This is a genomic window from Methylomonas koyamae (genome assembly GCF_001644025.1).
In the GTDB taxonomy this organism is placed as follows: domain Bacteria; phylum Pseudomonadota; class Gammaproteobacteria; order Methylococcales; family Methylomonadaceae; genus Methylomonas; species Methylomonas koyamae_A.
This window is the reverse complement of sequence record NZ_LUUK01000064.1, coordinates 1-22,936: the sequence shown is the minus strand read 5'-3', so window position 1 is coordinate 22,936 and position 22,936 is coordinate 1. Positions and strand designations below refer to the sequence as shown.

22 protein-coding genes and 1 pseudogene are annotated in these 22,936 nt (G+C 57.3%); 5 read left to right on the top strand and 18 right to left on the bottom strand.

The window, feature by feature from the left end:
- Positions 1 to 96: 96 nt before the first annotated feature.
- The 5 genes from secD to queF all read right to left on the bottom strand — a co-directional run bounded on the left by secD (position 97) and on the right by queF (position 4,006).
- Positions 97 to 1,944: a protein translocase subunit SecD gene (gene secD, locus A1355_RS05980; protein WP_064026001.1), complete on the bottom strand. Its 1,848-nt coding sequence runs from the start codon at positions 1,942 to 1,944 to the stop codon at positions 97 to 99.
- Positions 1,945 to 2,019: 75 nt separating this feature from the next.
- Positions 2,020 to 2,361 (bottom strand): preprotein translocase subunit YajC, encoded by a 342-nt coding sequence (yajC, locus tag A1355_RS05975; RefSeq protein ID WP_064025993.1) that lies wholly within the window; start codon positions 2,359 to 2,361, stop codon positions 2,020 to 2,022.
- A 96-nt stretch (positions 2,362 to 2,457) separates the two neighbouring features.
- Positions 2,458 to 3,318, bottom strand: a complete 861-nt coding sequence (asd, locus tag A1355_RS05970) for an archaetidylserine decarboxylase (RefSeq protein ID WP_064025991.1) — start codon at positions 3,316 to 3,318, stop codon at positions 2,458 to 2,460.
- 3 nt (positions 3,319 to 3,321) lie between these two features.
- A complete protein-coding gene (locus A1355_RS05965; RefSeq protein WP_064026042.1) occupies positions 3,322 to 3,600 on the bottom strand; it encodes an EscU/YscU/HrcU family type III secretion system export apparatus switch protein in 279 nt (92 codons plus the stop codon).
- A 16-nt stretch (positions 3,601 to 3,616) separates the two neighbouring features.
- Positions 3,617 to 4,006, bottom strand: a complete 390-nt coding sequence (gene queF / locus A1355_RS05960; protein WP_064025988.1) for a preQ(1) synthase — start codon at positions 4,004 to 4,006, stop codon at positions 3,617 to 3,619.
- 576 nt (positions 4,007 to 4,582) lie between these two features.
- Here queF and A1355_RS05955 point away from each other — a divergent pair.
- The gene (locus tag A1355_RS05955) at positions 4,583 to 5,170 is read left to right on the top strand and encodes a TVP38/TMEM64 family protein (RefSeq protein WP_231883578.1); all 588 of its coding nucleotides are present in this window, start codon (positions 4,583 to 4,585) and stop codon (positions 5,168 to 5,170) included.
- A gap of 32 nt (positions 5,171 to 5,202) precedes the next feature.
- On the opposite strand, the gene A1355_RS05950 is transcribed toward A1355_RS05955, so the two are convergent.
- Positions 5,203 to 6,705, bottom strand: a complete 1,503-nt coding sequence (locus tag A1355_RS05950; RefSeq protein WP_064025986.1) for a TIM44-like domain-containing protein — start codon at positions 6,703 to 6,705, stop codon at positions 5,203 to 5,205.
- Positions 6,702 to 7,325, bottom strand: coding sequence for a TPM domain-containing protein (locus A1355_RS05945; protein ID WP_064025983.1), 624 nt, complete (start codon positions 7,323 to 7,325; stop codon positions 6,702 to 6,704). The genes A1355_RS05950 and A1355_RS05945 overlap by 4 nt, the downstream gene beginning before the upstream one ends.
- Positions 7,326 to 7,384: 59 nt before the next feature.
- Between A1355_RS05945 and A1355_RS05940 the strand changes: the two genes are divergently transcribed.
- Complete coding sequence (locus A1355_RS05940; RefSeq protein ID WP_064025981.1) at positions 7,385 to 8,404, top strand: SPFH domain-containing protein; 1,020 nt, start codon at positions 7,385 to 7,387, stop codon at positions 8,402 to 8,404.
- A 144-nt stretch (positions 8,405 to 8,548) separates the two neighbouring features.
- Here the strand turns inward: A1355_RS05940 and A1355_RS05935 are convergent, their stop codons facing one another.
- The 9 genes and pseudogenes from A1355_RS05935 to mobA all read right to left on the bottom strand — a co-directional run bounded on the left by A1355_RS05935 (position 8,549) and on the right by mobA (position 18,106).
- Entirely contained in the window at positions 8,549 to 9,418 is an 870-nt protein-coding gene (locus A1355_RS05935; protein WP_064025979.1) for an AraC family transcriptional regulator, read from the bottom strand.
- 351 nt (positions 9,419 to 9,769) lie between these two features.
- Complete coding sequence (locus A1355_RS05930) at positions 9,770 to 10,027, bottom strand: hypothetical protein (protein ID WP_064025977.1); 258 nt, start codon at positions 10,025 to 10,027, stop codon at positions 9,770 to 9,772.
- An 810-nt stretch (positions 10,028 to 10,837) separates the two neighbouring features.
- Positions 10,838 to 11,233: a hypothetical protein gene (locus tag A1355_RS26025; RefSeq protein WP_064025971.1), complete on the bottom strand. Its 396-nt coding sequence runs from the start codon at positions 11,231 to 11,233 to the stop codon at positions 10,838 to 10,840.
- 218 nt (positions 11,234 to 11,451) lie between these two features.
- Entirely contained in the window at positions 11,452 to 13,989 is a 2,538-nt protein-coding gene (locus A1355_RS05910; protein WP_064025969.1) for an ArsR family transcriptional regulator, read from the bottom strand.
- A 9-nt stretch (positions 13,990 to 13,998) separates the two neighbouring features.
- Positions 13,999 to 15,180 (bottom strand): ATP-binding protein, encoded by a 1,182-nt coding sequence (locus A1355_RS05905; protein WP_064025967.1) that lies wholly within the window; start codon positions 15,178 to 15,180, stop codon positions 13,999 to 14,001.
- A 219-nt stretch (positions 15,181 to 15,399) separates the two neighbouring features.
- Positions 15,400 to 15,789 (bottom strand): annotated as a pseudogene (locus A1355_RS05900) (type II toxin-antitoxin system PemK/MazF family toxin).
- A complete protein-coding gene (locus A1355_RS05895) occupies positions 15,783 to 16,037 on the bottom strand; it encodes an AbrB/MazE/SpoVT family DNA-binding domain-containing protein (RefSeq protein WP_064025965.1) in 255 nt (84 codons plus the stop codon). The pseudogene A1355_RS05900 and the gene A1355_RS05895 overlap by 7 nt, the downstream one beginning before the upstream one ends.
- A gap of 122 nt (positions 16,038 to 16,159) precedes the next feature.
- Positions 16,160 to 17,443: a DUF2130 domain-containing protein gene (locus A1355_RS05890; protein ID WP_064025963.1), complete on the bottom strand. Its 1,284-nt coding sequence runs from the start codon at positions 17,441 to 17,443 to the stop codon at positions 16,160 to 16,162.
- Between the two features lie 75 nt (positions 17,444 to 17,518).
- Positions 17,519 to 18,106 carry a molybdenum cofactor guanylyltransferase MobA gene (mobA, locus tag A1355_RS05885; protein ID WP_064025961.1) on the bottom strand — a complete coding sequence of 196 codons (588 nt, stop codon included), beginning with the start codon at positions 18,104 to 18,106 and terminating at the stop codon, positions 17,519 to 17,521.
- 17 nt (positions 18,107 to 18,123) lie between these two features.
- Here mobA and A1355_RS05880 point away from each other — a divergent pair, with 17 nt between their 5' ends.
- From A1355_RS05880 to A1355_RS05870, 3 genes are all read left to right on the top strand, one after another.
- Positions 18,124 to 18,582, top strand: a complete 459-nt coding sequence (locus A1355_RS05880; RefSeq protein ID WP_064025959.1) for a DUF302 domain-containing protein — start codon at positions 18,124 to 18,126, stop codon at positions 18,580 to 18,582.
- 28 nt (positions 18,583 to 18,610) lie between these two features.
- Positions 18,611 to 19,012, top strand: coding sequence for a hypothetical protein (locus A1355_RS05875; protein ID WP_064025956.1), 402 nt, complete (start codon positions 18,611 to 18,613; stop codon positions 19,010 to 19,012).
- A 382-nt stretch (positions 19,013 to 19,394) separates the two neighbouring features.
- Entirely contained in the window at positions 19,395 to 21,140 is a 1,746-nt protein-coding gene (locus tag A1355_RS05870) for an LTA synthase family protein (RefSeq protein WP_197471731.1), read from the top strand.
- On the opposite strand, the gene A1355_RS05865 is transcribed toward A1355_RS05870, so the two are convergent.
- Together A1355_RS05865 and A1355_RS05860 are read right to left on the bottom strand one after the other, a co-directional pair.
- Entirely contained in the window at positions 21,076 to 21,702 is a 627-nt protein-coding gene (locus tag A1355_RS05865; protein ID WP_064025951.1) for an alpha-ketoglutarate-dependent dioxygenase AlkB family protein, read from the bottom strand. The genes A1355_RS05870 and A1355_RS05865 overlap by 65 nt on opposite strands.
- Positions 21,699 to 22,936 (bottom strand): putative transporter (locus A1355_RS05860; protein ID WP_064025949.1); only part of this gene is annotated, 1,238 nt, incomplete at its 5' end. The genes A1355_RS05860 and A1355_RS05865, both read right to left, overlap by 4 nt.

The window sequence follows — 22,936 nt, the reverse complement described above, 5'->3', positions numbered from 1 at the left end:
CGCCGGGGTGATGAGAAACCCGGCCAAGCATATGGAGCGCCTGTGCCGGAGTAGCCCAGCGTATCGGCCGGGCTTCCGGACAGCGGCGCGGGCGGATTAGATCGACAGCCGGCTGGGGTCGCCGTTGCTGCCGTAGAACCAATTGACCAGCATCCGGGTGCTGGTGACCGCGGTAAACACCGAGGTGGCGATCCCGATCACCAAAACCAGCGCGAAGCCCTTGACCGGGCCGGTACCGAAACCGAACAGCAGGATCGCGACGATGAAGTGGGTCACGTTGGAGTCCAAAATCGTCGCGAAGGCTTTTTCGTAGCCCATGTAAATGCTGGTTTGCAAGCTGTTGCCGTGACGCAGTTCCTCGCGGATCCGTTCGTTGATCAAAACGTTGGCGTCCACCGCCATGCCCACCGTCAACACGATACCGGCCATGCCCGGCAAGGTCAGGGTCGCTTGCAGCACCGACATGATCGAAATCAGCAGTACCACGTTGAACAGCAGCGCAAAGTTGGCGATTAGGCCGAAGGCTCGGTAGTAAATCACCATGAAGACCACGACCAGCAAGAAGCCTGCGACGATGGAGTTCATGCCCTGGTCGATGTTTTCCTGACCCAGACTGGGACCGACCGTGCGTTCCTCGACGATTTCGACCGGCGCGGCCAGGGCGCCGGCGCGCAGCAACAAGGCCAAGGTGCGGGCTTCCTCGGGGCTGTCCAGACCGGTGGTCTGGAAGCGTTTGCTGAAGCTGTCGCGTATGGTCGCGACGCTGATGACTTTTTCGACTTTTTCCTTGTGCTGGACTTTTTCGCCGTTGACGACGCGGGTCTCGGATTTGTATTCGATGAAGACCACCGCCATCGGCTTGCCGATATTTTCTTGGGTCAATTTGCCCATCTTTTTAGCGCCGGCGCCGTCCAAGGTAATAAAGACCGCCGATTGGCCGTCCTGGTCCATGCCGGACGAAGCGTCGGTAATCTGGTCGCCGGTAACGATGACCGAACGTTTCAGCAAGATCGGATTGCCGTTTTTGTCCTTGTAAAGGCGGGCGCCGGCCGGTTCGTGGCCGGACAGGGCCGATTGCACGTCGTGTTCGACGTCGACCAAGCGGTATTCCAGCGTCGCGGTGGTGCCGAGCAGTTCCTTGGCGCGAGTCGTGTCCTGTACGCCGGGCAGTTGGACGACGATACGGCTGTCGCCTTGCTGCTGGATAATCGGTTCGGCCACGCCCAGCTCGTTGACCCGGTTACGCAACGTCGTGATGTTTTGGCCCAGCGCCGATTTTTTAATGTCGCGCAATTCGCGCTCGGTGATCGACAACGTGAATTCGTTGGGGCCGGTTTCCTTCAGGTCCAGATTGCGGAAATCCTTGTTCAATACCGCCGCCGCCGCGACCCTGGCCTCTTCGTTCGGCAACACCACCTTGATGCCGTTCGCTTCCTTGCTGACCGACTGATAACGGACCTTGGCGTCGCGGAAGGCGGTGCGGATGTCGTTGTTATAGCGTTCTTCGGTTTGCTTCAACGCGGAGTCCATGTCGACTTCCAGCAGGAAATGCACGCCGCCCCGCAAGTCCAGACCCAGATGCATCGGCTCCGCGCCGATCATGCGCAACCAATCCGGCGTGGCCGGCGCCAGATTGAGCGCGACCGTGGCTTGCTCGGCCAGCTTGTCGCGCAACAGGTCGGCGACTTTCATTTGTTCGTCGGTATTGTTGAAACGGGCCAGCACCTTGCCGTCGGTAAATTCGAAGGCCTTGGTCGTGAAACCGGCGTCGCGGATGCTGGCGGCGACATCGTCCGCTTGGCGTTGTTGCAACGGCGTGGCGGAGGACGAAGCCACTTGCACCGCCGGATCGTTGCCGTACAGATTCGGCAATGAGTAGAGCGTGCCGATCACCAAAAGGGTCAGAACCATCAGGTTCTTCCAGACTGGAAAATGATTTTGCATAGGTTTCCGTTAATAGCTGCGCGAGCCAGGCCGCCGGAGGGGCGAGCGGATTGAGGGCGGCGTTGTGAGCAGTCGTTAGGCTTTTTTGTTCAGGGTTTTGTACGTGCCTTTAGGCATCATCGTCGCGACGGCGTGGCGTTGGACTTGGATGAAGGTGTTGTCCGAGACTTCCAATTTGACGAAGTTGTCGTCCAGATCGACGACTTTACCCAGTATCCCGCCGCTGGTGACCACTTCCGAACCTTTGCCGAGCGCGGCCAACATTTGTTTTTGTTCCTTGTTGCGCTTGGATTGCGGGCGAATGAACAGGAAGTAGAAAAAGATCAGGATGCCAAGCGGAAACAGCATGCCTTCGATGCCGGGTTGTTGGGCGGCGGGTGCGGTTTGCGCAATCGCGTCTGAAATCAAGAAACTCATTGTTGTCCTCTAATTGTTATCGTTTTGTTAGCGGTCCGGCCGGGCGGACAGGCGCGCATTATGCCATAGCCCGCCGCCGATCGCATTTTAAGGGTGTTAAACCAGATGCCTACCGATGCTTTCGCCCAGCCGGACCGGCCGGCCGGCGGTCAGATCGGCATGCCAGGCGACTTGCTCGGGGCCGAACAGGACGATGATCGTCGAACCCATGTTGAAGCGGCCCATCTCGGCGCCTTTAGCTAGCGTCGGTGCGTCGGCGCCGTATTGCCAAACCCGCGCTTGGCTGACGGTCGGTGGCGTGACGACGCCGTGCCAGACCGTTTCGACGCTGGACACGAAGATGGCGCCGACCAAAATCAAGGCCATCGGCCCGGCTTCGGTGTCGAAAATGCATGCCACCCGCTCGTTACGCGCGAACAGATTCGGCACCGCGCCGACCGTGGTGTTATTGACGCTGAACAGCCGGCCGGGTACGTGGATCATCTCCTTCAGCGTGCCGGCCAACGGCATGTGCAGGCGGTGGTAATCCTTGGGCGACAAATAAATCGTGGCAAACCGACCATCACTGAAAGCAGCTGCGCGCTCCGCGTCTCCTCCCAGTAACTCCAGCACGCTGTAGTCGCGGCCCTTGGCTTGGAAAATCCGCCCGGCCTCGATCTTGCCGGCTTGACTGACTTCGCCGTCCGCCGGGCAAGCCAGCTCGTCGCGGCCCGACGCAAAAGTGCGGGCACCGTCTTGCAATTCGCGGGTGAAAAACTCGTTGAAACTGGCGTAACTGTCCGGGTCTGGATATTTGGCTTCCGCCATGTTCACGCCGTACAGGCGAACGATGGTCTTGATGAACAGGTTTTTCCAGGTCGAGTTTCGGCAATGGGTCAGCTTGGCCATCAGATTCGACAGCGCGTGATGGGGCAAGCCGTATTGCGGCAGGACGGTTAACAATTCTTTTAAATTCATGGATTACAGGTCGGGCGTTTTGCCGGCGATCAGATAGGCGAAGGCGATGACTTCGGCGACGGCGACGTAGAGTTGTTCGGGTATCTCGTCGCCGAGCGGCACCTGGGCCAGAATGCGCGCCAGTTCGGGTTGATTTTGTAGCGGAATGTCGTGTTTTTCGGCAATCGCCAGAATTTGTTGAGCGGTAAAACCTTCGCCCTTGGCGGTGACCTTGGGCGCGTTCTTGCCGTCGTATTTCAGAGCGACGGCGATGTCGGCGTTGTAGAAGGTTCTACCGCTCATCATCGGACGGATCGGATCAGGGCAACTGGACCGGCGTCGGCGCTTGCCAAGCCGGGTTGCGATGTTCGACGACCACCGTCGTATAGATCCCGCCGCGCACATTGAAGTCGGCACGCAAGCGCATGAAATTCGGTTGGGTCGCCGCGGCGATGTGATCGAGAATTTCGTTGGTGACCGCTTCGTGGAAGGCGCCGCGCTCGCGGAAGGTCCACATATATAGCTTCAGCGATTTCAATTCGACGCACAGCCGATCCGGCACGTATTCGAGCGTCAATTTGGCGAAATCCGGCTGGCCGGTCATCGGGCACAAACAGGTGAACTCCGGAATGTCGATACGGATCGTGAAATCGCGCGCCGGTCTGGGATTTTCGAAAGTGGTCAGGTCGGAACTGGGTTGGGTACTCATGATGGACTTATTAGAATTGATCGCTCGAAATGCCGCCGAATGTCGGCGATCCGACAATTTTACCAGCTATCGGTTCGCAATGACGGCCGATTGTCGCGCGCGGGCGATCTTCGCTAGTTTCAGTTTAAATGCCTATGGTCGAACGGCGTTGTCTTATTGCGGTCATCCGGGCATGGTATCAATTGGAGGATTCTTCGCGAGCGGCTGTGCGGAAAGTGTTGGCCCGTGGGCGGATCAGCCGCCGAACGATCCCGTGAGGCTTATTGCCCCGAGAAATGGAATATAGAACACGTCGTTAGTCGCGATTGTCCGCCCCGCGCACGGGTTTAAATGGGGTTGTGTCCGATGACATTGACAGACTCTCGTTGGGTGTGGGTGTCACGTCGCGTTGATGAACGGACCTGGTCGGCAGAGAAACAACCAGTCGTACCCGCACGAGTTCTCCAGAGTAATACGGCTAGGGATTTATTCGAAGATGGCGGTTTTGTGATAATAAAAAAATATGCTTTGGCGTTGTTATTTATTTTGTTTTTGGCAGTTTCAATCTATTATGCCGACAATTTGACGCTGGAAACGGTGAAAACTAATAAAGTTTGGTTAAGTCGGTTTATTCAAGATCATTACTCGTTTTCGGTGATCTTGTTTTTTCTGGCTTGTGTCGTTTTCGTCAACTCCCCGGTACCGGCCGCCGCGGTGATCAAAGTGTTGGGCGGCTATTGTTTCGGGTTTTATCTGGGAGCTATCTATAATGTCGGGGCGACTATTTTAGCCTGTTTGGTCGGGTTCGCCATTAGCCGCTATGCGTTAAAAGGGTGGTTTGAAAAAAGCTATTACGATCGAATAAAAAATATCGATACCGAGTTGGAACATAATGGCTTTTATTATTTCCTGAGTTTACGACTGGTCATGGTGGTGCCGTATTTTATCATCAATATCACCGCCGGGATTTCCAGAGTATCGTTTCGGCAATATTGTCTGAGTACGATATTGGGTGTGTTGCCGACTTCGTTGATTTACGCTAACGGCGGCGAAAAACTGGAGCGGATCGCGTCGTTTAACCAATTGCTCGAACCGCCGGTAATTGCGGCTATCTTATTAGTGGCGGTCGTTTCGCTGGTGCCGGTGCTGGTCAAAAAATTGTGGATCAAACGGAAGACCAATTAGAACACGGCTTATCTTTGCGAATAGGGTTTTACTCAACCCGCATACACCTCGTCCTGCTCGATCAAAAACAGCACCCAGGAAAACTGGCCGGTGCTGATCTTGCTGCCGCAATAACCGCATTCGCCGCTTTGGCCCATGTTGTCGGCCGGGGCGCCGCAACTGGGGCATTGGCTTAGCGCGTAGGGCTGGGCGCGGTGTTCGGCGGCGGTACGGCGGACGAAGGTCCAGTATTCGGAATAGCGCCGTAACTTGGATTTGGAGCCTCCGACCAGTTTGCCGTTGCCGTCTTCGGTGTAATCGTTGCAGGCGGCGAAGATGCGTACGGTGACGGCTTCGTAAAACAGGTCGCTATCGATTTTCGCCAAAACGACTTGTTCGATCCGCAGATTATCCAACCGGTTGAACCAGCCGCGCGCGACGTACATTTTTTGCCAAAAGGCGTTGGTTTCGTAGAGTCGGTCCGACAGCAAATGCCGGGCCGCTTGCCAGTCGCGCCGGCTCCAGCAAGCATAAATAGTCAAGAAATACGGGCGCACCACGTCGTTCTGAAACGGCGTCCAGAACGGCGTCCAATCGGCAAGGCCGTATCGTTGCTGCCAAGCATTGATCTGTTCGATCAGATCGCTTTGTTTGATCGTGACGGCTTGCGTGCCTTGCTCTTCGGCGTAGGCCGCCAAGCCTTCGTCCACCGGTACCGCGTGGGTACCGACCACGATGCGCTTGCCCAGACACCATTGCTCGCCGCCTTTTTGTACGGTCGCGCCGCAATAGCCGCACACGCCGGTATCGGTAAAATGCGCGGGGCCGCCGCATTGTGGGCAGCTCAGGGTCTGCATTTTTTCAGGTTCCGCCGACAGCAAGCCCTTGCGGCGGTATAGCCGCCAACGCTCGACGACGGCGTAGCGCGAATGCGCGTCTTGCAGGTCCAAGCTGTAGTTGGCGTCGATCTCGATGTCGATACTGTCGCTGTCGGCGCCGGTCGTGTCGACGGCGAGCCAGCGCATGCCGTTGACGACGATTTCGCTGACGGTCCAGGGTTGGGCTTTGTTGAAATGGCCTTGTAGCTCGGCGCTCAAAAATGGCGACAAGTACTCGAATTCCGGCTTGGTCGAGTATTCGTAAAATTTGCAATACAGGGAATGCACGAATTCCAGAAACACGATCGCCGAAAAGTTGCGGTCCAGCCGCTTCAGCGCGGCGACTTGCTCGGCAATGCCGTTTTGTCGGCGGACGCGGACTTCCGGCGGCGGGGTGGCGGGGATGGCGCGGGTTTGCGATTGTTGGTGGATGATGTAAATGACGATCGCGGCGATAATTAGAAATAGGACCAACGCTTCCAGCGTCGACATCGGATGAGCGGCCGACGATCCGCCGCCGTGGGTGCTCCAACCGGAACTCGAATGGGAGCCGCCGCTAAAACTGTGCGAACTCGATGAGCTGTGCGAACTGCTGGAATGCCCGCCGCCCGGCCGGGCCGGCAGCGCTTGGGAAACGGTCAAACCGACCAACGTTACGATCGCAAGCCACTTTTTCATAAATCGACGTCCAGCCGGTCCGGCAATTCGTTGAGGTCGCCGGTGCGCACCGGCAGGTAGCGGGCGCAGGCGTCGGCGGTGTTCGCCAAGGCCGGCAGCAAGGCCTGTTCCGGCCGGCCGGCGGCGAAGACCGCGTCGAACTCGGCTTGCAGCGTCCGCCAAACCGGTTGCGGAATCGCCTGCTCCAGTCCCCGATCCGCCAACAGAAACACTCGCCGCTCCAACAGCGAGCAATACACTAGCAAGCCGGTCTTGCCGCTCGTATGCTGAATGCCGGCTTTTTGAAAGATCGCCCGAGCCAGGATTTCCACCGCCTTGTCCAGACGCGCCCGGCGTACGCTAAAGCGCTTGATGATCGGCAACGTGGCGACGGCGTAAGCAAAAGCGAAAGTCAGCAGCGGGGCGTAGTAGATTAGCCAGTTTTCGAACTCGACCGGCGCGTACATCAGCAGCGTAAAACACAGCCAGGCCGCAGCCAATCCCCAGACCAACGGCACCGAGCCGTATTCGGCCGAGCGCGCCCGGAACACCACCACGACTTCGGCTTGCGAACCGCGTTCGATATGCTTGATCGCCTCCCATAACCGGGCCTGATAGTCTGCCGCCAAATATCGTTTCATCGCTTTTTCACCGCCGTGCTCTATAGTTGGTTTCCAAGTTTTATTCTCAGGGGACAATCATGGGACTTTTCGACGGTTTGCAACGCCAACTGCGCTCGGTTATCGAATGGCAACAGCCGGCGCCGAACGCCTTGTTCGAACAATGGACCGACAACGGCGACGAAATCAAAAACGCTTCGACCTTGATCGTCGGCCCCGGCCAGGGTTGCATCTTCGTCTATCGCGGCAAAGTGCAGGCGGTGTTCGACACCGAAGGCTCCTACAACCTGCAGACCGACAACATCCCGTTTTGGACCACGATTGCCAGCTTCATGCAGTTCTTCGAAAGCCAGTACAAGGTCGGCATTTATTTCTACCGCAAGACCGTGATTTTAGATCAGAAGTGGGGTACCACTTCGATGATCAAATATCTGGACCCAACCTATAAATTTCCGGTCGGTCTGCGCGCCTACGGCAATTATAGTTACCGTCTCGCCGACCCCGCCGGGTTTTTCGTCAACGTGGTCGGCGAGCAAAAGGCCTTTACCACCGAGCAATTGCGTACCGTGATCGTCGCGCGGCTCGGCCAGCCGCTGGCCGATTTTCTGGCCACCAGCCGCTTCGGTTATCTGGATATCGATACCAATCGCGAAGAAATCGCCGCCGGCGTGCTGCAAAAGTTGCTGCCGATGTTTGCGGAACTGGGCTTCGCGATCACCGACTTCAGAATCGAAGGTACCGACTTCGACGAAGACACCCTGAAACGCATCAACCGCATCGCCGACATGACCGCCGAAGCCCAGGCCGCCAAGGAAGTCGGTCTGGACTACGCCCGCATTCAGCAATTGGAGGCGATGCGCGAAGCCGCCCGCAACGAAGGCGGCGGTGCCGGCATGGGCATGGGCTTGGGCGCCGGCATCAGTTTCGGTCAGAACATCGCGCAAGCAATGAACAATCCCGCGGCCGGCGGAGCCACGTCCGCGCCGGTCGCCGCCGATCCGATGGAAAAACTCGCGCAACTGAAAAAAATGTTCGAAGCCGAGTTAATCACCGCCGAGGAATACGCGGAAAAGAAGAAGAGTATTTTGGATGGGATGTGACGGCGCGCGGCTCTGTCGCCGGTCGTTTAAGCTCGACCGGATGATTGCGGGGCGGGCAGTTCGGCCGGAACCGAGCGCGATGCTGAACGCATTGGACGCAAAAGGCCATAAATCGCGTTAACACGGCTGCTCGAGTACCGGCGTTTAGGCCAATGGCAGGTAGATATCCGTGATCTGTTCGTGCTCCAGCGTTTCCGGCACGCGCTTGATATAGTGGAAAAACAGCGGAAAGTCCCGCAATTCCTCGCCGCTGCCGGGCAGCCAGTCGCGGAACAGGTAGTACACGCTATCGCTGATGCGGTCGGTCGAGCCGATATGGCGCACCACGGCGCAACGTCCTTCCGGAATCCGTTTGTTGACGACGCCTTGCGGGTTTGCCGGCACGGCTTGCTCGACCTCGCCGCAGACATCGAAGCGAAACTCGTCCGGCGGTGTGACGGCCGGGTCGTCATAGGCGATACCGAAGGTCCGGCTCGTGGCAATCGGCGACAGGCCGCTCTGCTTGCGCCAATCGATGAAGGTTCGAACCGTGTCCATCACTAGGCTGGGCGCGGCGCGGTGCTCCAGCACGGCAATCAGAGTTTCGGAAAATTCGACGATGTTGACTTGCATAAAGTGACTCCTGATACGTTGGGGTAAGCGCATGCGCTGGTTCCACGGCTGCCATGCGGGTTGGGTTCTGAATTGAGTCGGCGTTTGTCCGAAGCATTTTTTGAAGGCGCGAGAGAACGATTCCGCGTTACCGAATCCGGTTTCCAACGCAATATCGGTAATCGGCCGCCGTTCCTGAAACACCAGTTGATACGAGGCTTTGCGCAAGCGCAATAGCTGCACGTAGCGGGTCGTGCTCAGCCCGGTATAAGCGGAAAACTGCCGTTGAAAGTGGAAGCGGGAAAAATGTGCCTGCCGGCTCAATTCGTCAACCGACAGCGGCTCGAACAAGTGCCGGTCGATGTACTCGAAAACCCGATCGAAGCGCGCCGCATAGGCCGCGTTCGCTACTGTGTCTGTCACGGTAATACCTCCTGATTCGGGGCTTACTGTAACAAGCGCCGAATCCCGCCGCCTGACCGAACGTGCGGAGTTGAGTGGATTTAAGCTGGCTCCCAAGCTCCGGCTTGGGAGCTCAAACCTGAGAAGTTCCAGTTGCCTAACTCAATCATCGGGAATCCCTGATTGTGCCGATGACTCGCTCTGCCTGGCCAATAGGGCCGGTTCCGGTCGGAACCCGATAGGCAGGGGCGGGAAGGGGCTATTCGGCCGCCCGCCTGCGAACCGCTGCCTAAATAAAAAAGCCCCGAACGCCGGGTGGCGCTCGGGGCTCCTCTTAACAGTCCGTGGCCGGTTACCCGGCCGACTGGGCGCTTATTTCACGATTTCAGCGGCCGCCGCTTTCAACTTGGCGGTGTCGGCCTGCATCGGTTTCATCATGTCGTTTTTCGAGGCTTTCGCTCCGGCGACCAACTCATCGGCGGTTTTGAACTTGCCTTTCAAGGTTTCGAAGCTGGGCGCTACCGAACCGTTGTGGCAACCCTTGCAAGTATCGGCGTCGCCGGCTTGCGACAACGACGGCAGCCAGGCAAGAAACAGCGATGCGGCAGTGGTGATTAGAGCTTTCTTCATAACTCGGACTCCTCGGTTTTATAGTAATTATTGAGTTGAGAATCGGCGTTCGTTCCAATCAAATTTTCTCGACGGACGGACACCGAGCGCAGTCGGATTTTTTCCGATTGCGAAAAAATTTCTATCACACGACCTACCGCAATGCAAATCGTGGCGGCATAAAAGCGCGAGCGGACCGGGGCCAGACCGGCGCGGCGCTTTGTTTAACGATGCGGGTTCCAGCCTTGGACCAAGCGTCGAGTTTGGATTTCCAGGGCAAAGACGGTTAAAGATCTGAACCACGAGGGTATTAAACCATCGGCCCGACCAGCCAGCCGACGAACTCGGCCCTTCAATGCCGTTTGCCTGGCGAAGGGCGCGCCAGCCTGCGCTTAGACGAGCCCAGACCGAACGAAATGCCGGCGATACAAGGGGCCGGGTTAACCACTCGATCCTTTTCTACCGGCGCGTCCTTAGAGGGAGTCGCCAATCCGAGCGCCGCCAATCCTGTCCTGAACGCCGCTGAAACGCTCGGTTTGAACGGGCGTCCGCCGGAGCGCGCCGCGCGGAGGCCAATGCCGTCGGCAAATCCGGCCCGAACACCGGCGATACTCGACGCCGAGTCTTTTTTGCTCGGCGTCGAGCCGGTGATATGCGGCGTCGAGTATTTTTTGTTCGGCCGAACCCCAGCCATACGCGGTGCTGAGATTTTCGCCGGAATCCGGCGTGGGTTTCATTCAATTTTGTCAGATGACTCAACAAGCATTGTGTTCCGGGATGGATGGCCGGACCCGTTAGAGCTCGGAGCGAATCCGGACGCCATGGACGGACTTAAGCCATACCGCCATGGCACTGGATGCCCGATTCCCGGCACGCATGACGGTCTTGAAACAAATCCGGGACGATGGCGCAGGATCGGGCTTTCGCTAAACCGATGTAGGCCGCCTTTCGAACCACGTCCGGAAGCGCCAGCTTCCCAAATTCTCGCCAGTCTTTGATCGCGTCGACCAATCCCACCGCGCCCGCATAATGCCGCGAACCGGAATAACGCCAATGCTCCGGCAAATCCACATAGCCGCGTTTGACCGGGTCAAGGTGGATGTAAACCGACTTCCGCCGCCTCGCCGCCTCGGATTCGATCCGCCGCGGATGACTACCTTCCTCCCAAACCCGGTACTCGCTCTCGATCTTATGCGACCGCTTCAACAGCGCCAATACCGCCAGCACTGGCGCAGAGCCGCTTTACTGCAGTTAGGCGATGATTTGCTTGGCGGTGTAAGCCTTAAAACGCAGCATGTCCCGGCTCAGATCCGGCGAAGCGGCGATCAGGTGCAGGTGATTTTCCAAGCTCACCTAACCGTAAAGTTGAAACCCGCTGCCGCGCCGTAAAAACCGTCGGGAATCCAGTGCGATATTCAAGCTTTTCCGAGGGCGAATAGGTTTGCTTAATCTTCCCCGAGACCGAAAGTCTGAACCAAAATTTGCCGTTCTTCTTGGTTCAGGTCCAGCAAAACGCTACGGTCCTGAGCGCCGGCTTTCAGAAAGTCGGTGCCGGTGCGCAACAGGCGTAGCGGTAATTTCAAAGCCTCGCTGTTTGTGCCGGCGGCTTCCCAAGCCACGCACCATTGTTCCAGATTGTCGGGGCTAGGCGTTTCGTTGGGGTCTCGGTGGATAGAACCCAGATGGTGTATTAGGGCTTCGCCGAGGTAAGTCGATGCGTGGTGTTGTTCGAATACTTGCGCTAATTCGGCGATGCGTTGTTTGCGGGCTGCTGTCGTCAGACTACTGGCATAGACAAACGCGACCATGGCTGTAAATAGAACTTCTTCCGGTTGACTCTTCGCGGTTAATTGACCTAAACCGTCCGCAAGTCTTGCCATTCCCACGTTCCAGCGTCCTAACATAAAATTTACTAATGCCAGAGCGAAATGTGCGTCCGTAGATAAGTCATCCGGTAGATTATCGATAGTTAAAATCGTGGCGTAATCGCGTTCGGCATCTTCAAGTCTATCAGTCATGGAATAGAGCAAACCTCGGTTATATAAGGCATTCGCCAGGGTCTCAGGCGATTTTTCAGGAAACTCAATTGCCGTTGTGTTGGCTGCAATCGCGTCGGCGAAGTCTCCCAACAGTCTTAATGCTATTCCCCGGCTGTAATGTGCTCTTGAGATCAAATCCGGCGAAACGTCGTGCAATTCGCCAACGCTATTAAAATCTCTCAGCGCTTCTTCGATTTCGCCCATTTGTCCTTTTATCCTTCCTCGTTGAAGAAGCGCTTTTGCAGTTTGTTCCGGTGCAACATCACCAAATTCGATTACGTGACTATAGTCTTTGAGCGCTTTTTCGGGCATGCTCAATTCTTCGTAAATAGTCCCTCTTCTGTTGAGAGCTATCGATACTAGATCACCGGATGCATTCGGTAATTCAAGCAGGCGTTCCACCATTAACATGCCCGCTTCGATCCGATTGAACTCAAAGTAAGTAATGGCAGCTATGGCGTATGCTGCTTCAATAACTGGCTGAGAGTATTTGTCCGTTTCCCGGCATATTTCTTCCAGGTACCTCATCCCTAGTTCATGATTTCCTTTGGCTAATTCCCCACAAGCAAGCGCCAGCTCTTCAGATAGTTTTACGGTGCTTTCTATTAGAGACATCCATTGTTCACGCTGCTCGTCATTCAATTCGCTCCGAAAATCCTCCACCAACAACTGCGCCCGCAAATTACCCCAAACCGAATTTCTATCGATCGCCGCCTGCAAATAATGGCGCGCCAAGCTGCCTTCGCCGCAGGCCGACAAGCGTTCGTCGAGTTGCACGCCGTCGTACCAAACCCGTAAAAAATCCACCAATAGCCGTAGCGGGCCGGGCGTTTGGTTTTCCTTGATTTCCACGCAAATCCGCATCAAAGGTTCGGCAATTTCGTACAGCGATTCGCGGCCGCGCTGGGCCGATTGCACGTAGCCTTTTGCCCGCAAATCCTTGAGCTGGCTGGAGATGGTTTGTTGACTGGCGAACAGGTGGCGGGCCATATCCTTGACCGGCGTCGGCCGTTCCCGGCTGCATAAGAATTCGACGATCTTGCGTTGTTGCGGCGGCAGCCAGCGGATGCGTTCCTGATAGTAGGGCGTCATTTCGTCGACCATTTTGGCGAAGGGGTCGACCAAGGCGTTGATGTTGTCGCCGGTAATGAATTGCGACAGCACCAGATAAACCCGATGGTTGCCGCCGGACAAATGATGCAGGGCCCGCACCCGCGAACGGCCGGTGGGGCTGCGCAAAAAGGCGGCGGCTTTGTCCTGACGGTTGAGCGCGGCGATTTTGCCGAGCAATTCGGCGGCTTCTTCCACCGATAACATCGCCAGCATTTCGGTCTGAAAAAAGCCGAAGAAGGTGCTGTTACGCTTGGACACATCATCGACCAAACGTTGGGCGGTAGCGACGATAGTCATCACCGGATGTTCCTGGATAAAGGCGCGCAAGCGCTGTTGGCCGGTTTTGCCCAGGCCTTCGAACAAGGCGTCCAGGTTTTCCAGTGCAACCAGCAGCGTTTTGCCGGCCTGCTTTTCCAACAATAAGCTTGCCAGCAGCCGTTCGGCCGCCTCGGCATCCAAATCGTAAATGGGTTCCAGGTCGTCCGCGCGGTAATCGCCGGGGTAGCGTTTGCTCAGCGCCAAATAGATGCGGCGCAACAGTTCGAGCAGCGTGGTGCTGGTTTCGTCCTCGTTCAACCAGGCGATCCGTAATGACTGTTGCAAGCTTTCGTCCGAGCCGGCACGGTGAACCAATAAGGTCAACAAATGGCTTTTACCGGTGCCGCGGGGGCCGACGAACAACAGATGATGTTTATGGCCGCTGCCGGCGCTTTCCCGAACCCGTTCCACGGCGTCGGCCAGCAGCGCATGGCGCTGAACGAAGATGGCTTCCAAATCTTCCGGCGCGGTCCGGCTCGGCGTGAATACCGACAAAAAGGCTGACTCGTTCATCTTCGTCTCCTAAAGTCCGCGCGACAAGCGCCACCAGCGTTTCAGCAACGGAAAACGAAACTGGTAGCCTTGTTCGTCTTTGGCGAGGTAGTGGTCTTGTTCGACCGCTTTCAGCAGTTTCAGCAATTCTTCCCTGTCCACGGTCAAGCCTTGACCTTTCAGTTCATGGAGTATGGTATTGACCGCCGTTGTGTCGTCGCGCACCGCGATGCTATCCAACAGCGCTAAAACGGCTGCTTCGGAACCGGCCCCGTAATAAGTCGAGATTCGGTCGCGGTAATGCGTCAGCTCCCAGGGATCGTTGCTATCCAACATTTGTTTGCTGACTAGCTTGTCGATTACCTCGGCGGTCGCTTCTTGTCCGGATAATTTCACCGCCTTGACGATGTGGTGGATGTAAAACGGAAACCCGTCGGCTCGTTCGGCGACGGTTTGGGCGGACATGGCCGCATCGGACGTGGCGATGTTTTCGCCCTCGATCAATTTTTCTGCCAATTCTCGCGCGAAATTGGGCTCCAAAACCGGCAATTCGAAGGCATATAAATCGTTTAACGGCGAATTGGCGTAGCCATGTTGTTTCAGGCTGTCAATGACATGGTGAAAGCCGATCGATCCGGTCAAGATCATGCGCAAGCCCTGGCCGCCTAATTCCTGGCGTAGTGCTCTCAAGGTATCCAATACTTCCATCGCGGCGGCTTGGCCTTCGCGAGCGGCAATGCTTTGCAACATCAGCGGCACTTCGTCCCAAAGCAACAAAGGCCGCTCCTTTTGTTGGTGTTGGGATACGACCAAATCTTCGATCGATTTGCTCAGTAACGTCTTCCAAGGCGTTTGGTCGTTAAAGGTAGGTAACTTGAGCACGCCTTTGATTTCCGTACCGCCGATGGCTTTCCAAAAATCCTTCGCTCGTCGCGCGCTCTGCTTCCGAGCCGATAGGTAAGCATCGACTTCGCGGTAAACCGCTTGGGCGAAATCCATGGCGCTATGGTATTGCTCCAAATCCTGGAAAATCGGTACCCAACCGGCTTTAGGGGACGCGCAAAGTTTTTTGATGACGGTGGTTTTACCGATGCGGCGTTCGGCGTTGATGCGTATCGATTGCTGCTCCAAGGTTTCCCAAAGCTGTTCGATGACGCGATCGCGGCCTATGATTTCGTTTAAATCGATCTGACCGCCGGGATTGGCTTTCATAAGCGCCTCGTTGATAGATGTATTTGATACGTTAAAAATAACGTGCGTTAATTTTAACGTATTTTTAGCGCTATAGCTAAATACATACGACTGGGCTAAATAACGAGAACCCTATCCATCCAAACTTCCAAGCGGAAATTGGAGAAATCCGTTCGTTTGCGATATCGGCACAGGGAAAGCTTGGGACGACTCCACCCTAACCTTAGCAGTCCAGAGGGATCACCCCGAACCAATCTGAATAATCTGATTCAACCGCTCGCAAACCTGAGCGAACAAATTGCCAGGTAAGACCTTGAGCGGATGGGGTTTGGCTTTGCGCAAGCGCCAGTCGAACGACTTGGGTTGGTGGCAGAGCACATAACTGGTTTGTTCGGCTTTACGGCCGCCGGCTTTACCAATCGCTACGGCAAACGGATTGTCGGCGTTGTAGGCAGCGCTGGTCATCGGTAGGCCGATCACCAGCTAGGTTTTTTCGTTGAAGATGCGCGGAGAGAGCACCAAAAACGGATGGATGTCGCGCATTTCCTGGCCGACTTGCGGATTGCAATCGATCCAGATGATGTCTTGCCTTTCCGGTATCCAAGCCGCTGTTTGCTTACGGCTTACCAACGTTCGGCACCGATTGCTTCCGCGGTTGCCATGGCTTCGCCGCCGTGCCGCTCGGGGTCGAAACGGGCCAAGCGTTGTTCCAACGTTAAAGCTTCGTCGGCTAACGGGGTGATAATCACCTTGTCATCTTCAACGGATATCCGTACTCGTTGATGGTTGTGCATATGGGCGGCTTTGGCAATGGCCGCCGGTAGGCGTACGCCCAGGTTATTGCCCCATTGTTTTATATCGAGTATGGCTTCGGTCATGTTGTTTCCCTGAAGTGTTTAAACGTGAGTATAAACATCGTTTTATATTTGGGTCAGTTTTGTGAATTTCTCTGGTTCCCAAGCCGGAGCTTGGGAGCCAGACCGACCGGCTGGTCGTTAGCTCAATCCAACTCATCATCCATCCCCAACGCCCGCATCTCCAAGCCTTCGATTTCTTGTAACGATTTACCGGCGATGCCTTGCAAGTCGCCGTACATGCCGACCGTGGCGTTCATCACCCGCTCGATTTGCGCCTCGCGTTTGGCCCATTGTTTGGTGATGGCTTTGCGTTCCTTGTCCAGGTCTTCCTGCATGGTGGAGAAGGCTTCGACGATGGCTTCCACCCGGTGACGGAAGCGCGGGCCGGTCAGGTATTGGTAGACCATCTCGGTTTTTCCGTGTTGGCCTTCGGCGGCGAGGCGGGCCATGCCCACTTCCAGCAGGGTGTGGCGTAGCACGGTGGCGACCGGCAGGGCGGCGCGTGGGGCGGTGACCCAGATGCCGTCGATGACGTCGAAGCTGTCCACGCCTTTGGGCAGGGCGTGGCTGACCAGCACGGCGATGTCGGCCTTGGCGCTGCGCTGGTCTTCGCGCAGTTTCACCAGCCAGCCGTCGCTCCAGTTTTTGGTGCGTTTGGCTTCCCAGAGAATGCTGCCTGCAGCTTGCCCGGAGCCGCCGACCACGCGTTGCAGCAGGTCGCCGCCGAATTCGCCTTTGGCGACCGGTTCGATGTTGTCGAACGGAAACTTGGCGCGCAGCAGGTTTTCCAGCTCCAGTTCCTGCACTTCGCCTTGCAATTGCTGCGAGCCTTGTTCGGCTTTTTGTTTCAGTTCTTCGATTTTTTGCTGCATGGAGGCGATGGTCTGGTCTTTTTCCATTACCCGCAGTTTCAGGCCTTCCTCGGCTTCGCGTTTGGCTTGGTTGCGCACTTCGTTGAGATTGGTTTGTACGCGTTTTTCGATGGTCAGCTCCAGCTCGCGCTTGGCGTCGTCCAGTTCGCGTTGTTTCTTGATCAGCTCGGCTTGGGCTTGTTGGGCTTCGGCCAGTTTGGCGTCGCGGACTTTCAAGACTTCGTTCAGTTCGGCCAGTTCCCGGCTTTTGTGCTCCAGTTCGGCGGCGGCAGCTTGTTTGGCTTTGCGGGTTTCTTCCTCGATCACCCGCTGGCGTTCGGCTTGTAATTGTTTGGCGACTTGCTGCGCGACTTGATCGTCCAGGCCGCGCTTGGCTTCGGCCAGTTGTTTCTCCTGGTCCTTGATGCCTTGTTCGCGCAGGGCGATGGCTTGGTCTTTTTGCTGTAACTGCTGCTCGAACTGTTTGCGGGTGGCGGCGAGCAGCGGCGCGGCCAGCGACTCGGTCAACGGTACTTGCGTGCTGCAATTGGGGCAGGTGATGGTGGCTTCGGTCATGTGGGTTGGAAAGTCGGCGGATTTGGGAGCGGCATGATACCGGCACGGATTGGTTTCGTCTAACGGGAACACTACTTAGGTGTGCCGGTCCAGCTCGGCCAGGTCCAGTGCGGTATTGACGTTGGCGAAGATGCCGGGCCGATCCGAGAAATCTACTAGGACTGGGTTGTGCTCGGCAAACCAGCGTTGCAATTTGCGCTCGCCGCGGTCGAGATAGGCTTGCAGGTCGGCGGCAAGGTGGGTGCGTAACGCGGCGACGGTCGGATGCCAGCGATTGCCGTCGTGGGCGGCGGCAATCGCTGGCTCGTCGCTTAACGCGGCCAGCAGGCGCTGTAAATCGGCGGTTTCGATCAACGGCGTATCGCAGGGTAAGATCAGCAGAATCTCGCTATCGCAGGCTCGCATGCCGGCCAGAATACCGGCCAGCGGGCCGTCGAAGTCGGTGTTGGCGTCGGCAATTACCGGATAGCCGAGTTGACGGTAGGCGTCGCGATTGCGGTTGGCGCTGATCCAGGTAGCGCCCACCAAGGGTTGCAACGCGGCCAAACCGTAAGCGGCCAGCGGCAAGCCTCGGAAGGGCAGCAAGCCTTTGTCGCGGCCGTCCATGCGTCTGGCGCGGCCGCCCGCCAGGACCAAGCCGGCGACTGTGTTTTGCCCGTTCATGATGATAAACTTTGCCGATGTTGAAGAGAGCCGTCATTGTCGCAAGCCTGCCCCTGTTTGCAAGCTGCGCTGGGCTGCCGCCGAATACCGAGTTGGTGCCGTATTACCAGGTCGAAACCGTCAAGCCTTACGACGAGGTGCTGGCGGAACTGGAAGTGGCGATCGCCGAGCACAACTTTCGGATCACCGGCCACAGCCGGGTCGGCAAGGTGATTCGCGATCGCGGCGCGTCGGGCTTTCCGGAATACGACACGGTCCAATTTTGCAATCTGACGCTGGCGAAGGTGGTGCTGGAGATTACGCCGCACGCGATCGGCTTCATGCCTTGCAATGTGGTGACCTACCAGTTCGACGGCAAGACCCGAGTCAAAACCCATTTGCTGCCCGAGGACACCGATAATTCGGCCTTGAACGCGTTTGCCAAGGAAATGAATCCGCAATTGCGGCAAATCGTCGATTTCGCCGCCCAACCCTGATTTCAATCAACCCCATCCGAAATACACCATGAAAAAAACCTTGTTTTCGACCATTGCCGCGATCGCGCTTTTGACCGGTTGCGCCGCCCAGCAGGAAAATACCCAAGCCGAAGCCTCGGCCACCGAAGCGGCGCCGGCCAGGATTAACGACTTTCCGACCCGCGACCGGGTGGAGTACGTGTTGGAATGCATGGCCAAGCGCGGCGGTAGCGGCAGTTACATCACCCAATACGCCTGCGGCTGCAAGGTGGATAAGATCGCCGAGAAACTGACTTTTGCCGAATACGAGGCGGCGCGCACCTACACGCAAATGCAGAAAGCTCCCGGCGAATCCGGCGCGGCCTTCCGCGATGCCAAACAGAGTAAGGACTTGCGCGCCAAATTGAAGGAAGCCGACGCCGAGGCCGAAAAAGCCTGCTTCGTGAAATAAGCTGTTGTCGCCAACCGATACGTGGGCAGGCTTGCGTTCAGCGGCGGTTCCGCGTTCCGCTCGGCGGCCAATTGCGTATCGGCCGGTTTTCCGGCGTCTCCGAACTGAATGCCGGAAACCTGGACTATCTGCCTCAATCACCTATTAACCTGGCTCTTGAATACCGTTCGCCCTGGGCCTGTCGAAGGGCACACTAGCCTAGGTTTCGACGAGCTCAGCCCAAATGAAATACCTGTGATCAATAGGGCCGGGTTAATAGTTCCGTCTTGTTCCGATGATGCGGTGCTTGATCGCCGGTCACCGCTGACGGCGCGCTATTGCGGATCGCTTTTTGTCGTGGATGGTGTCGATTTCTCTGTCTCAAACGCCGTTGAAGGCCAAAATGCTTAAATTACTGGGCTGGCTGCTGTTGGCCGCGCCGCTGGCATTGAAAGGGCTGTACGTCGATCGCTTTATTTACGACTACACCGGCACCCGCTGGCTGGGTCTGGGGCAGGTAATCGCCAACGACGCGGTACTGTTTTTCGCGATCTTGTTATTGGGATATGTGTCGCTGTCGCCACGCTTGCCGCGTCCGGCGGTAGCGCTGTTACGCCTGACGGCCTTGGCGATCTGGGCGGTGTATTGGATCGATTACGCGATCATCGTTAATTTCAATACCCATCTAGCGCTCGGCGATGCGATCAAATACACCGATTATTCGCTGAAATACATTCGGCAAATTTACGGGTTGAGCGATGCCGGGCTGGCCTTGCTGGGCGCGGCGCTGGCGATATTGCCGGCTTACTGGGTTCTGGCGCGGTTTCCGGCCGTCGCGACCCGCCGGAAGTGGCCGCTGGCACTGATTTGCAGTCTGCCGCTGGCTACCGCCTTCGCGGAAAACGAGCGCTACGCCCACGCCTGGATTTACAAAAACGTCATCGACTACAACCTGACGATCCTGTCGGAAGCCTCGCCTTACAGTCCGGCTTTCCGGCATGCGCTGCGGTATCGCGAAACCTTGAGTTGTCAAACGGCGGCGCCGGCCGCGCCCAACGTCATTGTCCTGATGGTCGAGTCGCTGTCGGCCTACCAGAGTCGATTCTTTTCCGGTATCGAGGACTGGACCCCGAATTTGGACGCGATTGCCGCCGAACAACGGGCCTACACCCAGTTTTACGCCAACGGCTTTATTACCGAGGACGGCGAAATTGCGTTATTGACCGGGATCTTGCCGCTGTATCCGCCGTCCAGCTACAGCGACGACGGCGGTACGTCATTCCATAGTTTTTACGATTTGCCGGAGGCCTTGCCGCGTGTGTTAAAACCGCTCGGTTACCGTAGCGAGTTCCTGACTACCGCCGATCTGGATTTCGGCAATACCGGCGATTGGGCGCGGCGCGCCGGTTTCGATGGTGTCGAAGGTCACGATCATCCGGAATACGACCGCTGGGAGCGTTTTCACTTTCAGGCCGCGCCGGACGAAGCCTTGTACCGGCGGCTTATGGATCGCGTCGCGGCGCAACGCGGACCGTATTTACTGTTCGCCAAGACCGTCAGCAGCCACCATCCCTATATCAACCCAGAGACCAAGGAAAAATCCGAGTCGGCGGCGATTCGTTATACCGACCAACAATTGGGCCGGTTTTACCGGCAATTGCGGGCCTCGGGATTTTTCGACAACGGGGTGTTGGTCATTGTCGGCGATCATCATTCGATGACGCCGCTGAAAAAAGCCGAGGGCGAGCGCTTTGGGCCGTTCAAGGCTTCGGCCAGAGTGCCGTTGGTACTGGCCGGCCGCGGCATCCCGCCCGGTGTGGAAGCTCGGCCGTTTCAGCAAATCGACGTGTATCACAGCCTGCGAGGCCTGATCGAAGGCCGGCAATGCCACGGCGATTGGATCGGCGATTTGCTGGCCGGCGCACCGCCGCGTTTCATTTTGCATCGGCGCGGCGACAATCGCGATATGGCCAGTTTGTTTAGCGAGGACGCCGATTATCTGATCAAGCTGGACGGCGATGCGACCCGCTTGGCCGGCAAGGCGCCGGCCGATCCGAATTTGGCGCGCGAGTGGCTGGACAAGGTCAATTCGGCGCGGATTGCCCGAGCGGACTGGGCGGCGCGGCAATCCGCCGAAAGGTCAAATTGATGCGCGCTTGCTTGGCTAGACGGGTTTTCGGCAATTCGTGACGCCAGTGGTGTTGCAGGCTGCCGGCCATGATCAGCAAGTCGCCGTGCGCCAAATCGATATCCAGGGTTTCGCGGCCGCGCTTGTGTCTAAAACGTAATAGCCGGCTGTCGCCGAAACTCAACGAAGCGATCAGCGGATTGCGGCCCAATTCGGGTTCGTCGTCGGCGTGGAGGCCCATCGAGTCGCGGCCGTCGCGGTACAGATTGGCCAACACGCTATTGAAGGGATGCTCGCAAGCCGTCTCCAGCTCGCCGCGCAGGGCTTGCAAGTGGGCGGTCCACGGCAGCGGTGCGTGATCGACGCCGGAATAGCGGTAATGGGCGTCGGCGTCGCCGTACCAGGCCATCAAGCGCGGCACGGTCACCCAGCGGCCGAACAGGTGGATTTGTTCGGATTGCCAGGTCAGTTCGGTTAACAAGCGCTCGAAATGGTCGTCGGCCGATGCGGTCGGATAAAAACCGCGTAGCCAATACAGTTCGCCGTCGAACGGCGCCAGATTGTCAGCGATCGCCTGATTCAATGGACCAGCAGGACCAACATTTGCGCGGCGACGATGCGCAGGATCATGACTAGCGGATACACGCTGGCGTAGGCCACCGAGACCGCCGGCGACGGGCTGAAGCTGTTGGCGAAGGCCAGCGCCGGCGGATCGGTCATGCTGCCGGCCAACAAACCGCATAGCGACAGAAAGTTCATCCGATACACCAGCCTCGCGATGCCGGCGACGATTAACAGCGGCAACAAGGTAATCGCCGCCGCGCAGGCCATCCAGTAAACGCCGTCGCCGTGCACCAGCGTGGCGACGAATTGGTCGCCGGAGTTCAGGCCGACGCAGGCCAGGAACAGCACGATGCCGATGTCCTTCAAAATGATGTTCGAGCTTTTCGGCAAGTGCCAGGTGACCGTGCCCCAATTGCCGATGCGGCTCAACACGATGGCGACCAACAGCGGGCCGCCGGCCATGCCGAGTTTGATCGCCGACGGTACGCCGGGCACGTACAACGGAATGCTGCCCAGCAAAATACCCAGAGTCAGGCCGATAAAGATCGGGATGATTTGCGGGTGGTCCAGCGTCTCCAGCGAATTGCCCAAGGCCGCCGCGATGTTCGTCAGCGCCTGTTTACTGCCAACTACGTGCAACTCGTCGCCGTATTGCACCTGCACGTTGCTGGCCGGCGAGAATTCCACGTCTGGGCGATGTACCCTGGAGATCGTCACGCCGTAGAGCAGGCAAAGCTCGCCGATGGTAACGCCAATCGCCGAGCGGTCGGTCACGACCATGCGCTTGCTGTCCAGATGGCTGGGAATTTGTTTCAGGTCGACGTCGGATTCCGGTCCGATTAGCATTTTGAGCTGTTCCAACGGCTCGCGCGGACCGACCAGGCGTAGGATGTCGCCGACCGCCAGTTGGCTTTGGCGCTTGGCCAACTGCACTTGGCCTTCGTGCAGAATCCGGGTGGTCACCACGTTATGCTCGTGAATAAACGGAATCTCTTCCAGCGTCTTGCCGTGCAAATTCAGGTTTTCGACGCGCAAGTCCTTCCAGATCGGTACATCGTTTTTTTGTTGGCTTTCGGCGTATTGTTGGGTTTCGGCGTCGATGTCCACCTGGCAGAGTTTTCGATAGATCAGCATGGTCAGGATGATGCCGATGATGCCGAACGGGTAGGCCACCGCGTAACCCAGGCCGGGCATTTTCAAGGTTTCCGGGTTGATGCCCGGCGTGCCGCCGAGCACTTGCTGAGCCGCCGCCA

Bases quoted from the DNA above. Each gene is read 5' to 3' on its own strand.
- secD (WP_064026001.1), bottom strand. From the start codon at position 1,944: ATGCAAAATCATTTTCCAGTCTGGAAGAACCTGATGGTTCTGACCCTT.
- yajC (WP_064025993.1), bottom strand. From the start codon at position 2,361: ATGAGTTTCTTGATTTCAGACGCGATTGCGCAAACCGCACCCGCCGCC.
- asd (WP_064025991.1), bottom strand. From the start codon at position 3,318: ATGAATTTAAAAGAATTGTTAACCGTCCTGCCGCAATACGGCTTGCCC.
- A1355_RS05965 (WP_064026042.1), bottom strand. From the start codon at position 3,600: ATGAGCGGTAGAACCTTCTACAACGCCGACATCGCCGTCGCTCTGAAA.
- queF (WP_064025988.1), bottom strand. From the start codon at position 4,006: ATGAGTACCCAACCCAGTTCCGACCTGACCACTTTCGAAAATCCCAGA.
- A1355_RS05950 (WP_064025986.1), bottom strand. From the start codon at position 6,705: ATGAAAAAGTGGCTTGCGATCGTAACGTTGGTCGGTTTGACCGTTTCC.
- A1355_RS05945 (WP_064025983.1), bottom strand. From the start codon at position 7,325: ATGAAACGATATTTGGCGGCAGACTATCAGGCCCGGTTATGGGAGGCG.
- A1355_RS05940 (WP_064025981.1), top strand. From the start codon at position 7,385: ATGGGACTTTTCGACGGTTTGCAACGCCAACTGCGCTCGGTTATCGAA.
- A1355_RS05930 (WP_064025977.1), bottom strand. From the start codon at position 10,027: ATGAAGAAAGCTCTAATCACCACTGCCGCATCGCTGTTTCTTGCCTGG.
- A1355_RS05910 (WP_064025969.1), bottom strand. From the start codon at position 13,989: ATGAACGAGTCAGCCTTTTTGTCGGTATTCACGCCGAGCCGGACCGCG.
- A1355_RS05905 (WP_064025967.1), bottom strand. From the start codon at position 15,180: ATGAAAGCCAATCCCGGCGGTCAGATCGATTTAAACGAAATCATAGGC.
- A1355_RS05895 (WP_064025965.1), bottom strand. From the start codon at position 16,037: ATGACCGAAGCCATACTCGATATAAAACAATGGGGCAATAACCTGGGC.
- A1355_RS05890 (WP_064025963.1), bottom strand. From the start codon at position 17,443: ATGACCGAAGCCACCATCACCTGCCCCAATTGCAGCACGCAAGTACCG.
- mobA (WP_064025961.1), bottom strand. From the start codon at position 18,106: ATGAACGGGCAAAACACAGTCGCCGGCTTGGTCCTGGCGGGCGGCCGC.
- A1355_RS05880 (WP_064025959.1), top strand. From the start codon at position 18,124: ATGTTGAAGAGAGCCGTCATTGTCGCAAGCCTGCCCCTGTTTGCAAGC.
- A1355_RS05875 (WP_064025956.1), top strand. From the start codon at position 18,611: ATGAAAAAAACCTTGTTTTCGACCATTGCCGCGATCGCGCTTTTGACC.
- A1355_RS05870 (WP_197471731.1), top strand. From the start codon at position 19,395: ATGCTTAAATTACTGGGCTGGCTGCTGTTGGCCGCGCCGCTGGCATTG.